At 38.7% G+C, this 13,590-nt stretch carries 12 protein-coding genes; 8 read left to right on the forward strand and 4 right to left on the reverse strand.

Features of this window, described 5'->3' with window-relative positions; translation table 11 throughout:
* Window positions 1-243: 243 nt before the first annotated feature.
* Together I6F42_RS12010 and I6F42_RS12015 are read left to right on the forward strand one after the other, a co-directional pair.
* Complete coding sequence (locus I6F42_RS12010; protein ID WP_197152288.1) at window positions 244-1,377, forward strand: PepSY domain-containing protein; 1,134 nt, start codon at window positions 244-246, stop codon at window positions 1,375-1,377.
* Window positions 1,378-1,426: 49 nt separating this feature from the next.
* Entirely contained in the window at window positions 1,427-2,587 is a 1,161-nt protein-coding gene (locus I6F42_RS12015; protein ID WP_010554535.1) for a lipopolysaccharide assembly protein LapB, read from the forward strand.
* Between the two features lie 16 nt (window positions 2,588-2,603).
* Here the strand turns inward: I6F42_RS12015 and I6F42_RS12020 are convergent, their stop codons facing one another.
* From I6F42_RS12020 to I6F42_RS12035, 4 genes are all read right to left on the reverse strand, one after another.
* The gene (locus I6F42_RS12020; protein WP_197152290.1) at window positions 2,604-5,420 is read right to left on the reverse strand and encodes a PD40 domain-containing protein; all 2,817 of its coding nucleotides are present in this window, start codon (window positions 5,418-5,420) and stop codon (window positions 2,604-2,606) included.
* 122 nt (window positions 5,421-5,542) lie between these two features.
* Entirely contained in the window at window positions 5,543-7,090 is a 1,548-nt protein-coding gene (locus tag I6F42_RS12025; protein ID WP_010554534.1) for a PH domain-containing protein, read from the reverse strand.
* Complete coding sequence (locus tag I6F42_RS12030; RefSeq protein WP_010554533.1) at window positions 7,083-7,616, reverse strand: PH domain-containing protein; 534 nt, start codon at window positions 7,614-7,616, stop codon at window positions 7,083-7,085. The genes I6F42_RS12025 and I6F42_RS12030 overlap by 8 nt, the downstream gene beginning before the upstream one ends.
* A gap of 36 nt (window positions 7,617-7,652) precedes the next feature.
* On the reverse strand, window positions 7,653-8,501 hold the full coding sequence (locus I6F42_RS12035; RefSeq protein ID WP_197152292.1) for a D-hexose-6-phosphate mutarotase: 849 nt from the start codon (window positions 8,499-8,501) through the stop codon (window positions 7,653-7,655).
* A gap of 427 nt (window positions 8,502-8,928) precedes the next feature.
* On the opposite strand from I6F42_RS12035, the gene I6F42_RS12040 reads away from it, so the two are divergent.
* The 6 genes from I6F42_RS12040 (at window position 8,929) to I6F42_RS12065 (ending at window position 13,502) form a co-directional block, all read left to right on the forward strand.
* Window positions 8,929-9,411: a MarR family winged helix-turn-helix transcriptional regulator gene (locus I6F42_RS12040; protein ID WP_010554531.1), complete on the forward strand. Its 483-nt coding sequence runs from the start codon at window positions 8,929-8,931 to the stop codon at window positions 9,409-9,411.
* Between the two features lie 99 nt (window positions 9,412-9,510).
* Window positions 9,511-10,833 carry a hypothetical protein gene (locus tag I6F42_RS12045; protein ID WP_010554530.1) on the forward strand — a complete coding sequence of 441 codons (1,323 nt, stop codon included), beginning with the start codon at window positions 9,511-9,513 and terminating at the stop codon, window positions 10,831-10,833.
* Window positions 10,834-10,960: 127 nt separating this feature from the next.
* Window positions 10,961-11,356 carry a YbaN family protein gene (locus tag I6F42_RS12050; RefSeq protein ID WP_010554529.1) on the forward strand — a complete coding sequence of 132 codons (396 nt, stop codon included), beginning with the start codon at window positions 10,961-10,963 and terminating at the stop codon, window positions 11,354-11,356.
* A gap of 124 nt (window positions 11,357-11,480) precedes the next feature.
* Entirely contained in the window at window positions 11,481-12,113 is a 633-nt protein-coding gene (locus I6F42_RS12055; protein WP_033012525.1) for a PepSY-associated TM helix domain-containing protein, read from the forward strand.
* Window positions 12,113-12,622, forward strand: a complete 510-nt coding sequence (locus tag I6F42_RS12060) for a DUF2271 domain-containing protein (RefSeq protein WP_010554527.1) — start codon at window positions 12,113-12,115, stop codon at window positions 12,620-12,622. Before I6F42_RS12055 ends, I6F42_RS12060 begins: the two co-directional genes overlap by 1 nt.
* 34 nt (window positions 12,623-12,656) lie before the next feature.
* Window positions 12,657-13,502 (forward strand): DUF4198 domain-containing protein, encoded by an 846-nt coding sequence (locus I6F42_RS12065; protein ID WP_010554526.1) that lies wholly within the window; start codon window positions 12,657-12,659, stop codon window positions 13,500-13,502.
* Window positions 13,503-13,590: the final 88 nt, after the last annotated feature.

The following is a 13,590-nucleotide window of genomic DNA, read 5'->3' on the forward strand; positions in this document are numbered from 1 at the left end:
ACATTTAATAAACATTTGTTTTAAAAGGCTTTTACTATGAGCGCGGCATTGTAGAGCCGCGTAAATTTAACTCAACTAAATAAGACATTCTTGTTTTAGGTACTGGCAAGCTAGGTATACAAAAACCGTAGAATTAAGTTCACGGTTTACCGGTTTAATAGAAAGCCTCACCGCCAAACTATTAAATAAAAATGATAGTTGTTATCATGCGCAAGTCATTAGCTGCTGTATATAAAACTACCTATGAGAAAAACTCTTTTTAAAATTCACAGCTGGATCGCTCTAATAGCTATCATTCCATTGATTGTTATTAGTATTACAGGGAGCGTATTAGTTTTTAAAAGTGAAATAGATGGCTTACTTATGCCAAGCAGCCACTTTGTTGTAAATGCACTGCCAGAGCGCATGCCAATCGACACGTTAATTGCCAAAACAGAGCATGCTTACCCTGAATATGTAGTAGGTAGTTGGGAAATATTTAACGATGATACAGCTGATCGGGTTTACTTAGTCAAACGCGGCACAGAGCAATGGTATAAGTTTCATTTAAACCAGTATACGGGTGACATTTTGTCTGAACCTGTTGGTACCAGCCATTATTTTACCGATTGGTTTTTAGAACTACATTACACTTTTTTACTGAACGACTTTAAAAACCTGCCAGGGCAAACAGGCACTGTACTAGGCTTCTTTTTTGCTCTGTTTTTATTGGTATTAGGTATTACTGGGCTTATTATTTATCGTAAATTTTGGCAGCGTCTATTTAGTGTGCGCTGGCGTGCAACACTGCAAATTGTACTTAGCGACATTCATAAAATGACGGGGGTTATAGGATCTCCCATCATTATTATTTTAGCTATCACAGGTGGCTACTTTAACTGGGCGGTGTGGTATCACGAAGTTATTGAACACGCAGAGGAAGAGCACTTTGTACTAACCAAAAACCTACACAGTAGCGATATTTCGTTTCAACGCATACTTGATGACAGTAAAAAGCAAATCCCCACTTTTAACGGTACGTTCTTAGTTATGCCACTCGAGCCTGACGAAAACATTACCTTATTCGGCGAAGTCGATACCGCCAACCCACTTGCTAGTGAGTATGCCAATACGGTTAGCTATAACAAGCTAACAGGCGAGCACATAGCTAACTGGGATATTCGCGAAGTAGGCGTTGGCTGGCAGGTAATTGATAGTTTTAGAAAACTTCATTTTGGCTACTTTGCAGGGCTAATAAGTAAAATACTGTGGTGTGTTATTGGTTTAAGCCCAGTGTGGCTAGCAGGTACTGGTTTTTACTTGTGGTTTACCCGCCGTAAACGTAAAAAACAATCACAAAAAAATCGCTCAAGTAAACGCAGCACAGCAAGTGCTTGATTAAAAACCCACCACATTGTAATGTAAAATTTAACAATGGAGTGGGTTTATGATGTTTTATAAAATAGCAGTCTGTATTACTTTTTTATATTTAGTTGGATGTAACACAACCAAGGTTCAGCAAGTAGAACAACAAGTAGGGCTTGAACAACTATTAAACCATTCTTTGTTTAATAAACTCGACACTCCTTCTGAGTACAGTATTTTCGAGCTGCCAAATGCTGAAAAAGAAAAATTTTTAGCTTATGCCGAAAAACAAAAACAGTCTGAAATCCGTGATGACCGCATAATTTACAACTACCTCGAAAGCAACTTAGCTAACTTTAAATACCACGGCGATACACTTACTTCAGCCCAAGCCTTAAAACTTTCGCAAGGCAACTGTATTAGCTTAGCTGTTTTAACACAAAGCTATGCACAAGCTCTTGGGTTAGAAACAAGCTTTCAAGAAGTTACAAGTAAGCCCATATACGCAAAAGAAAATAATGTTGTTTATGTAGCAAGCCACTTTAGAACAAGAGTATACGCCCCAAAAGTAGAGAAAAAAGATGATAATATTGTTGAATTTTTCAGAGCGGGCACCTTAATTGATTACTTCCCTACCCGTCGCAGTTTTTATTCAAGCAGCGCAGACTATAACGATTTAGTTTCTAAGTTTTACAGTAATTTAGCTGCAACAGCGCTAGCAGACAAACAGCTGGATATTGCTTACTCACTTATTTTACAAGCAAACAAATACACCCCCAATGATCCTGAATTATTTAATATAGCTGGCATTTTACATCGCCGAGCTGGTGATTTACAAAGCGCTAAAAACATCTATCAAGCAGCACTTAGTAATAACGAAATAAGCATTAATTTAATCAGCAACTATCAGCTTTTAGCTAAAAAGTTAGGCGACAAAGAGCTTGTTAAAGAGCTCACCTCACAATTAGTTAATAAAGAAAAAGACCCATACGAATTACTAGTGATCGCTAAAAACAACTTACAAGCTGGCCACGCTCATCAGGCTAAAGCACACCTTGAACAAGCGATTACTAAAGCGCCTTACATTGCTGAGCTATACTTGGAACTCGCAAAAGTTCGCTATCAACAAGGTAATATTAAACAAACACAAACCTTACTTGAGAAAGCAATTGAACTAGAACGTGATAATCAAAAACTCGATGTATATCAAGCTAAGTTACTATCCTTGCAGATGGATAAGTAACTTAGCCAATTAATATTTATAACGAATAATAAAAGCTCAGCCACGCTCGCATTTCATCTTCAAAACTGTCGCCTTCTACTCGCGACAGTCCCATATTAAACGTTAAATCGTTTACACCTGCTGGCCCCATTCCAAAACTAAAGTCACCTTGGTATTTTAAGCCGTAGCTTTGTGCGTATACGGTGTCGTCGAGTTGATGTTGCTTATAATAAAGCCACGGCATGCCTTCTTTAAAGCTAAAGCCGCCACCGTAGCCTTGATAGCGCTTTGCAGTTGCACTGTAAAAAGGCAGCTCAGATGAAAGTACATATTCACTATTTTGCTGCTGATTAATAAGATTTGAGCTAAAGCCACCTAATGCAAGGCTGCTGTCGTCACGTTGCTTTTGATCAAAGTTTGCATAAAGAGGAATACCAAACGCTTTACCAAAAATTTTGGCGGCTAAATCATAACCTTGCCAATTATTACTTTTGCTACTGCCATCGTACCAACTCGCATAAATACTTTGGCCTATAGCAAAGTCTTGACGATCATATTGCCAATTTTGAGCAATACCTAAACGCGTCCAACTTTTATGGCTTTGCTTATAATCAGTGTAATTGTAGGCAAGCTCTGGCATTAAACTTAACTGCCCAAATTTAACGGGGTAACTTATTGCGGCAAAACCACCACGGGCATCCATGTCTGCACTTAGACTTTGCTGAGACTGGCGCGATGTATCTAAATTGTAGTCAAACAGTGCAAGTTTCAGTTTTACATCAAGCGCATTATATTTTGCCTGCACATAACCACCGTGCAATGCCCCATCGTGTAAATCAGTGCTATAACCCGCTTGTAAGTCGAGCTGCTTTAATAAGTCGCTACTTTTAATGCTTAAATCTAACAAACTGGTAGAAGCCGAATAATATTGAGAGCCAATCGCGAAAGTAGCGTGCTGGTCGAGCACGTTGTAATTTGTTTGCTCTGTAGTCTCGTGCTTATATATTTTAGCTTTTGGAAGTGTATGTTCGTTTACTATTAGCAGCGGTGCTTTTTTGTTAGCTGCAAACTCAGTAACTACAGTGCTTTTTATAGCTTTTGGCAGTGTTTTTACATTTGGCCCATCTGCAGTTATCGAAAAATAGAGTAACGAGCCATCAGCCATTTCAATTGGGTGGGCAACGGCCTCTTGCCCTTGGGTTAACTTGGTGAGTGTTTTACTCTCTATGTTGTAGTTATAAATATCGGTGGCGCTATTTAAACCTGCAACAAAATAAAGTGACTCGCCATTATGGCTAAAGCTTGGCTGACTTAAATATTGATACCCGTTTGGCATAGGTACTGACAGCTGTTGTTCGCCGTTTATACCTTGTATATACAATTGCCAATTTTCATTTAATGACGTTGATAAATAAGCTAATTTAGTTTCATCAGGACTGAGTATTGGGTAATCGTAAGTTGTCTCAAGGCTTTTTGTAAATAATGGTGTGATGGTTTGCGTATTGAGATCAACCTTTACTAATTCAGAGTAGCCATCTCTTATTTGCTCGCCATACAAGGTTTCGCCGTTACTGGTTACGCTAAATCGTCGTATACCAGCAAGTTCGGTAAGTTGTGTAATATTTCCAGTGTCAGTGTTATAGCTAAATATGTCAGACACTTTGTTATAAATACCCGACTCTTCATTGCTGTACGCATTAAAATATAACGTTGTGTTATTTACCCATTGAGGGTTTGCAATACCAGCTCGGTTAATTTGATTAAGCACTTGTTTTTGTTCGCGCTTAAACACACTGGGCGCTGTATCGGGAATATCTTGTGCATCGTTTTCGAGTAGCTCTTTTTGCGCTTTAGTAAACTCTTCTTGCGCTTTAATGTTGTCATCCGAGCTATAAATTATAAGCTTGGTATTACTCTCTTTATCTCGCTCAACAATCGCAATTTTACTACCATCTTTTGAAAGTACTGGGTTACTTGCATATAAGTTAAGCTCAAGCCAAAGTTCACTATTAAGTAACGGCTCCCCTTGCTCTATTTGCATTGCTTTATAGGTATATTCAGCTATAAATCGGCGATATAGCTTGGCTGCACTTTGCCCAAACACACCGCTAAATGCCTCATCAAAATTCCGCGTTTTTACGCCTTGCATTCGCGTCCAAACACTATCGAGTGTTTGTTCTGAATAGTTTTTCTCTAACCAATTTAAAAAGCGACTACCCATTAAATACGCCATTGAGCCTCCCATAAAGCCCTGCTCGCCATTTAACTGCCCATAGGTTGGCAGTGCGCCCTGTTGAGCAAATTCTCGCAGTATTGACTCTGAGTAGTTATCAAACAAACGTCCACGACCCGTCATTTTAGACTCAATCAATGTGGCATAACCTTCGGCTACCCAGCGCGGCGTATCACTGTAGGTTAAGTCGTATAAATCCCATATACCACGTACTTTCTGCTGCCAGTGATTGCGTGTAGGCTGTGCTAAGTGCACTAAGTGAATATATTCATGCAACACAAGCAACTGCTGCCAGCCAGCGCTGTTTGATATAACTGTGTCGGATTGTGGTGGGGTTGTAAAAAGTGCCATTACAGGGTTACTTGAGGTAGGTAGCGCAAAGCCATTTGCTGCATTTAGGGGGTCAAACACCACTACATCAACTGTTTTATCAAGTGCTCTGTTTTGCTGCTCAAGCACTTTGGTGCGTACTATTTCAAGCTCTGTTGCAGTTGACTTAGCAAAATCAGCATGCTCAATACTGTAGTGAATATTAAAGTGTTCGGTATGAATAGTTTGCCAATCGGCTGCAAAGCTTGGTGCTGCTAGTAATAAAGCTGATGCGATAAGTGTTTTTTTCATGAGCGTCCCTAAAAGAATTCCTTAATACCATCTAGGGTATTATTAAATGTCTTTCATGGGCAGTAAGAAAGTGTAATAAAGCATGTGCAAATGTGTATTTACACATGTTTTACTAGGGGAGTTTACATCCAGCTGCGAGTATCTGACTCAATCTGCTTAATTGTAAAATCAATAATAAAGTCAGCATCTTGCTGCTTTATGTAGGGCATAAATGCAAAGCCTGAAGCAAGTTGTATATACAGGCTTTTTAAGCCTGATTTTCTCATTAAGTATGTACTTATACTGCGTGCACTTTGCGCTTTATAAAGCTCAAAAACACGGTAATGAACGCCAATCATACCTTTGCGTACAACCATATAAAATCGGCCATTATCCTCATGCATGTAATAACCATAACGCTGATACGACAAAGTTACCAAGCCAGAAAACACCACCAAAACACCAAGGCTAATCAAAGTATTAATATCAGCAATAAAACAAAAGCCAAACACTAATACACTGGGTAACAGTGAATAAAAGCCTAAATTTTTATACAAAAGCGCTCGCTCTGCGCGCTTAAAAGCGAGTTTTTTACTATTAAACCACGGGTAAATCCATTGGCATACACTATCAACTTGTTCGCTATTTAATACAGGTAATACTAAGGTTTGTTTATTTTTTTTAGCCGCAACACCGGCTGCTATTCCGCCGCTACTTGCTTGCAAGCACTCAACGGTAAATCGCTTTAGTAATCGCCCCATTAGGTTTTGCTTAATAACAATAGATTGCACTTTATCCATGCTCATTGAAAGCTGATGGCGCTCTAACAAGCCAGCAATACGTTTAAATTTTTGACCTTTAAAATAAAGCTCAAAGTTATAAAAACGAATAAGCGACATAGTCACCGATAGCATTACAGCCACCAAAACTAACAAAACAATTAAGGTGATCATCGCAAAGGTAGCAGCACTGGCCAGCATACCAAGCTCTTGTTGGTAAAAGCCTTCTACTTTCGCAATAATTTGCTTCTCTAAAAAATCGATAATCAAGTTTATAAAAGGGGCAAAAGCAGCGATTGCTAAAATAGCCATATTCGACATTAAACCAAATTTAGCTATTTCTTTATTGCTAATACTTAGGCTGTTTTCGATAATGTCTGTTTCGCTTTGTTCAGTATTTTGTATTTCTTGCTGTTGCTGCGCTTTAAAATCAAATATTTGTTTACGCATTTGCTGTGCGTAATCTTTAGTGACGCCAGGTAAAACAACTTCTTGCGACACACTGCCAGCTGCATCAAAAATACAATTAACTAAGTTTACGGGGGTAAAATAAAATGGCTCGGCAATATTAACGTTTTGCACACGGCCAAATTTAAGCGTAAGTCGCTCTTTTTTAAATACACCTTTGTTAAGCAATATTTCGTTGTCGCTACTAATACAAAACTTAAAATTTAAATAATATAAAAATGAGTAAATAAGCAACGAAATTAGCGCAATCCCACCTGCAACCTGCGCCCAAAACAACTTATTTTCTACTTGAGTAACAAACACGACAAGCATAGGTAGTAAGTTTAAAAGGCCATCTTTTACAAAGCGCACACTAAAGTGCACAACAAAGTATAAAAGCGCCCAGGGCGATACTTTCTGCCAGTAAATAGGGCTCGCTTTATCTTCGATAGTTGTATTACTCATCGACTAAAGCTGCCTGAGTAGTTGCGTCGTCTTGGCGGTAGTTTTGTACAAATTGGCGCATATTTTTACAATCATCATGGGTTAGCCCACTAATTTGTAAATCGGCACTTACACCGCCAGCGCTAAATAATTTAATACTCGCAAGGCTAAGTTTTCGCTCTATTGGCCCTTGGTGTATTTCCATATGCTGTACACGCGCTAAAGGTAATACCGTCACTTGTTGCCAAATAACGCCTTTTTTAAAAGCAATGTCATGATTTCGCACTGCAAAACCTCGTAACCTCACACTTATTATGTTGTACGCCATAGATACGGCCACCAAAATTGGCATACCAATTAGCAAATACGTTTGTGCATTATTAGCAAAGGCTTCATTAAAATAACAAACAGCAATAAGCGCTCCAATTAGCGGTATATAAAACAGAAGCGAGCTAAGCTGTGTATGTAATAAGGCTCTATCAGCCAATGGCTTAAAGCTAATATCACTATGCTTTGGTAAACCCATTATTTGTTGATTGTTAAACACTATTTGTCCCTATTCCTGCTTTTAATTATGACTAGCTTACCAACTAATGGTGGTTATTAAGGTGTGGCTTTGTTTTGGCTCAAGCGTTACTTTATCTGTCAGTACATTAGCAGCCTCTAAGCAGAGCATTGTTTTATATTCATCATCAGCAAAGTTAGATAAGCGTTTTGATTTTTCTATCCATGGGTTCCACAGTACACACGAACTTGAGTTTTCGCGGCTCACATTAATAACACCTTCTGGCGTTTTAATAGTTTGCATTGTATTTGCTTGTGTATAAACCATGTCGGTTTCGCGATTGAAGCTTACAACATCATTTTGTACAAATGGCCCTTCACTAAACTCAATATATTGCGCGCCTTGTAAACCATCTACATGGGTATTTGTAATGTCTGATGTAGGAAAATAGGTATGCAGCGCTTGAGTAAAGCTAAATGGCGCACTCCCTAAGTTAGTGGTCGTTAAGCGAACCTGTAATTTATCGCTTAATACAAACTCAACTTTTAATGCTGACTGATGTGGCCAATACGTTGTATTAACAAGCTTCATGGGTAGCTTTAAACTAACTGTAATTTGCTCATCAGATTCGTGTACTTCATCAGCTTGCCACACGCTTGTGCGCGCAAAACCATGGGCAGGCCAGCCATCATTAGCGTGTGTACCAAACCACGGCCAACAAATAGGAATACCACCTCGAATACTTGCTCCTTCTTGATAGATTTCATCTTGTGATACCCATATAAGTGGCTTGTTATTTTTAGGGGTAAACTCGGTAATTTGCCCTCCTTGCAAAAATATTTTTGCATCGCACTTTGAGCTAGCTATTTTAATAAACTCAAGACCGGTTTCGCTTTGCTCAATGCTAACTGATAGCGATAATTTCATACCTTCCCCTATAATACTGATACTAAAGATTTTTAATATTTGTGCAGAAACAATAATGCATGCTTAAAGTATACGCTATTGATATTAAATATTGATTGCTGAATTTGTTCATTGCCGATTAATACATATACAGTAAACTCACAAACAATTACTTTGTACTAACAGCTGTAAATGAATAATACTAAAGTCTATACAATAAGACTTGCCAATTATTCACAACATACGTACTGTGCGCAACTTAATGCACACAAGATGCTAAGAAAATTTACTATAATTTAAACAATATAATTTTACATTAGTTACTGCTCTAACTATTAAAAACCAACAAAAGCGGCCTAATGTGCAATATATTGTTTGAATTCAATTTATTTGATGTGTAACATTTCGCGATTACGGCAAACTACCGCCCCATCGATGAGATAAGCAAATGCAAAAATATGACGAGTTATTGGTTTCTTTACGTAAAGTGATCCGCGCGATTGATTTACATTCTAAGCAGCTAAATAAAACTTCGGGTTTAACTGGCCCACAATTGCTTATAATGCAAGAAGTTAAAAAAACCGATGGAATAACGGCGAGCCGTATTGCTCAAAATGTAAATTTAAGCCCAGCAACGGTCACCAATATTCTCGACAGAATAGAAAGCAGAAACTTAGTAACACGCGTACGCAGTCAAATGGATAAACGCAGAGTGAGCTTATACCTCACCGAGAAAGGAAAAGAGTTACTTGATAAAGCACCTCAGCCATTGCAAGAACACTTTATTGAAAAGTTTTCTGCGCTTGCTGAGTGGGAACAGAGCCTTTTACTCTCATCAATGCAGCGTGTAGCCGCGATGATGGATGCAGATAAATTAGATGCATCGCCCCTTCTAGAAGTTGGTGCACTTACTCAAGCTCCTAAAGAATAAACAATAAAAAAAATACATAGTTTTGTACTTACTCTAAACGTAAGGCGTTTTTTGACGTCTTGAATTTTTTATTTTTTAATCACAAGCAGAGCGGCTATTATGACTAAACTCTCAAAATTAACACTAGCACTAGTCCTAGGTGGTGTTACAAGCACTTCTTATGCGTCTGATGATCTAGACACACTACAAAGCCAACTTAAACAGCTAAAGCAACAAATGCAATTGCTTGAAAATAAGTTAGCTGATGAAAAAACAAAACAACAGCAAATTAATAAGCAGCACGAACAACAAGTTGCAAACATCAGTAAAAAATCTGATCAAAAAGTAGTTGAAGTTGCCGCAGCTGAACCTGAGAAAAAAGATGAAGGCATTAAAGTTGGTGGAGCAATACGCTTTAATTACAGCACCAACACATACGATGAAGATACCCAAGATCGCGGTGGCGATTTTGATTTTGATATTTTCCGTATAAATGTATCTGGTGAGATTAACGATATTTCACTTAACGGCGAAATACGTTTTTACGATTACATGACCGTTGTTAAGTATGCTTACTTAGGTTACGAGTTTGCAGATGGCTGGGAAGGACAAGCAGGTATTGCACCCGTGCCTTTTGGTAATGGCCCATACAACTCACACAGCTACTTTTTCAGTACTAATTATTACGTAGGTCTAGAAGACGATTTTGACTTAGGTGTAGTAGTAAAACGTAAACTTAAAGATAACTGGAAACTAGACCTAGGCTTTTTCAAAAATGACGAACGTGGCGGAGTAGAAAGTTCAACAGATATTAACCATCGTTACTCTTACGACATTATTGGTAGTCGTTCAGCAGAGGAAGGTACATACGATGCTCCAGGCTCTCGCATAGGTGAATACAATACCTTTGCAGGGCGTGCAACTTATCAAATTGAGCACAGCAAAAACGTAACTACCGATGTGGGTGTATCACTATTAAGTGGTGGCTTACATGACGGTAACGACCGTGCAGGTAACTACGGTGCATGGGCACTTCATGTTGATAGCACAATTAACAACTGGAATATCCAATTTCAACACGGTGAATACGACTACGACCTAGACGACAGTAACGACCGCTTTGTTGTTGGCGCATATAATTATTACGATACCGTATCTAGCGAAGCAACTATGACTAACTTTAACGTTGCTTATAATTACTCGCTTGATTGGGGCCCAGTTACCGACATTCAATTTTACAACGATTACGGCATTATTTATGACAAGTCTGACGACAGCGCAGATACATGGATGAACGTAACAGGTATGAGTGTTGCTGCAGGTGGTTTCTTTAGTTACTTCGACTTTATTCAAGCACGTAACCAGCCATTTATTGGCGGAACAATTATTGGTGATGGCGATACAGAACGTCGCTTCAACATAAATATTGGTTACTACTTCTAAACTGTTAACCGCATTTATTTTTAAAAGGGCAAACTTAGTTTGCCCTTTTTTATTGATTTTAAGCTTCGAATTAATAGCTATTTAGCCTACAATTAGAGATACCATAACACGCCTAAAAAGAGCCTAAGTGAATATAAAAGCAGTGTTTATTTGTTATAAAAACTTATGGTTTAAAGCGCTTGGCTTAATACTTGTAGCCTTGGGTATTATTGGCATTGTGTTACCGGTCATGCCTACCACTATATTTTTTATTTTAGCGCTCACCTGCTTTACTCGCTCATCACCCGCGCTTGAACAATGGCTGTTAAACCACCCTCGTTACGGTGTAACTCTGCAGCAGTGGCAAGCTCATAAAGTAGTGCCTGTTAAAGCCAAATGCTACGCCGTCATTGGCATGTTAATTGGATTTATATTTTTACTGTATTCAGCCGCCCCTATTTGGGTTATTTATCTCGTTGCAGTAATAGAAGTATCGGTAATGATTTACCTTATTTTAAGACCCTCCAGCCCCCCTAAGCATTAAATATTCATTTTTTACCTGCATACCACCTTTGTTTTAAAGTTTTTATGTAAAGATAAGTAAGTAAATTTGTAATAGCTAATGCAAATCATTATCATGTTGTAAATTTAATTTATTTACTGTTTTTATGTCGTTTATTAATAAGCGGGCTTTGTATAGTACAAGCCGTGCTCTACATATTTATATTTCTACAGCTTTGTTTTTTTTGCTTATTTTATTTTGCGTTAGCGGCATAGTGCTCAACCATATTGATTGGCTTAAAAACGATAAAAATAACGGTCAAGTAACGGCGGTAATTCCAGCTGAGCTAGTTACCAAAGCAAATGAGCAGCTAAATACCTTGCCAACGCTTTACCCAGAAATAGAAGCTTACTTAGCCGAGCAATATGCACTTACAAAAGTAAAAAGCATTGAGTGGGAAAAAGAAGACGCGCTTGTCATGCTCGACTACCCACTGCCTGCAGGGTTTGCCTACGCAGAGCTTGATTTTACAACTGGCGAGTTAAACCTTGATTACCAAACAGGTGGCTTTTTAAGCCTCATTGGCGACTTACATAAAGGCCGCCACAGCGGTGAAGTATGGAGTTGGGTGATTGATATATCTGCCGTACTAATGATTTTATTTGCCATCACCGGCATGATTATTTTGTTTCAAAATAGAAAAAAACGCTTAGCAGGAATATGGATAACCATACTAGGAGTCGCAACTCCACTGGTTATTTATTTATGTTGGGTTCCACAAATAAAAGGAGTGTCTTAATGGTTAAATTTAAATTATTTATAAGCGCCGCATTACTGCTCGTAGCTGCGTTTTTTCAAACAACGGCGCATGCGCAAACACCACAGCTAGAGGTTGAATTAACGCTTCCCGACTTAGAAGTACAACCGTATCACCGTCCATACGTTGCAGTTTGGCTTGAAACACCAGAGCGCAAACACGTTACAACGCTTGCACTTTGGGTACAAAAAGCAGAATGGTTTAAAGACTTACGCCAATGGTGGCGTAAAGCCGGTAAAAGCGATGCCAACTTTGACGGCATTAGCGGCGCAACAAAACGCGCGGGTACTTACACTATAAATTGGCAAGGTAACGATTTAGACGGTAACCCAGTAAAACCAGGTAAATACTTACTAAATATTGAAGTTGTACGCGAAGAAGGCGGCAGAGATTACACCCGTGTTGAGCTTGATTTAACAAAGTCGGGAAAAATTACAATTGATGGTAAAAACGAGTTTTCACAAAGCTTCGTCACTGTAAGCACTAAGTAGCTGCTACTTAATTATTTGAATTTAAGGAAATACAATGAAAATTAATTTATTAAAAACTGCATTAATCGGCGCATTGAGCTTATCTGCTTTAGTGTCAACTTCAGCAAGTGCACACGGACGTTGGTTACTACCTTCGCATACATCTTTATCAGGCGATAAAGCGCATTACGTAATGATTGACGCGAGTATTTCAAACGAAATTTTTGCACCAGACAAAGCCTTTAAACCTAAAGAAAAAGGCGCCGAGTACGACGACACATTATTAATGGCACTTGCGCCTAATGGTGAGCCAGTATCTGAAACCATCCGTGCTTATTACTTAAAACGTAAAAGCTCAGCTGCGGTAAGCTTAACAGAGCAAGGTACTTACCACATTGCAATGACCCAAAAGCCAATGTACATGACCTTCTATAAAAACGAAGAAGGTAAGCGCAAGCGCGTATTTGGTAAGAAAACAGACGCCGAGTTACCTAGCAATGCAAAAGATGTAACTACAACGAAGGTTGTTTCAACAGTAGATACATTTGTAAGCCGAAATGGCACCTCAAAGCCTGCACAGTTAGGTTTAGGCTTAGAGCTTAGCGGTCCAACGCATCCAAACGATTTATTTGTAGGTGAGCAAGCACGTTTTCAATTACTACAAGATGGTAAATCTGCTGGTGAAGGCATTGAAGTAAGTATTTTAAAAGGCGACACACGCTACCGTAACGACCGTGGCGAAGTAAAAGTAACGACCGATAAAGAAGGTATGTTTACAATTACGTGGAAAGAAGCAGGCCTATACCTAATCGAAACTTCTAACAAGGTTACCGTAAATGAAGAAGGCGTAGATGCAGGACGTTATGCATTATTTACAACGCTTGAAGTTGCCCCTGAATAATTTAAATCACTAAATTTAAAAAATTGAAAGGCCAAGCATTTGCTTGGCCTTTTTACGTCTTACTAACTTTTATCTAAAATTCCCTTGA

Origin of the sequence: Pseudoalteromonas sp. SWYJZ12, from assembly GCF_015864395.1 — a bacterium.
In the GTDB taxonomy this organism is placed as follows: Bacteria; Pseudomonadota; Gammaproteobacteria; order Enterobacterales; family Alteromonadaceae; genus Pseudoalteromonas; species Pseudoalteromonas arctica.

Coding starts and splice junctions, on each gene's coding strand:
- I6F42_RS12010 (WP_197152288.1), top strand. CDS start 244: ATGAGAAAAACTCTTTTTAAAATTCACAGCTGGATCGCTCTAATAGCT.
- I6F42_RS12015 (WP_010554535.1), top strand. CDS start 1,427: ATGATGTTTTATAAAATAGCAGTCTGTATTACTTTTTTATATTTAGTT.
- I6F42_RS12020 (WP_197152290.1), bottom strand. CDS start 5,420: ATGAAAAAAACACTTATCGCATCAGCTTTATTACTAGCAGCACCAAGC.
- I6F42_RS12025 (WP_010554534.1), bottom strand. CDS start 7,090: ATGAGTAATACAACTATCGAAGATAAAGCGAGCCCTATTTACTGGCAG.
- I6F42_RS12035 (WP_197152292.1), bottom strand. CDS start 8,501: ATGAAATTATCGCTATCAGTTAGCATTGAGCAAAGCGAAACCGGTCTT.
- I6F42_RS12040 (WP_010554531.1), top strand. CDS start 8,929: ATGCAAAAATATGACGAGTTATTGGTTTCTTTACGTAAAGTGATCCGC.
- I6F42_RS12045 (WP_010554530.1), top strand. CDS start 9,511: ATGACTAAACTCTCAAAATTAACACTAGCACTAGTCCTAGGTGGTGTT.
- I6F42_RS12055 (WP_033012525.1), top strand. CDS start 11,481: ATGTCGTTTATTAATAAGCGGGCTTTGTATAGTACAAGCCGTGCTCTA.
- I6F42_RS12060 (WP_010554527.1), top strand. CDS start 12,113: ATGGTTAAATTTAAATTATTTATAAGCGCCGCATTACTGCTCGTAGCT.
- I6F42_RS12065 (WP_010554526.1), top strand. CDS start 12,657: ATGAAAATTAATTTATTAAAAACTGCATTAATCGGCGCATTGAGCTTA.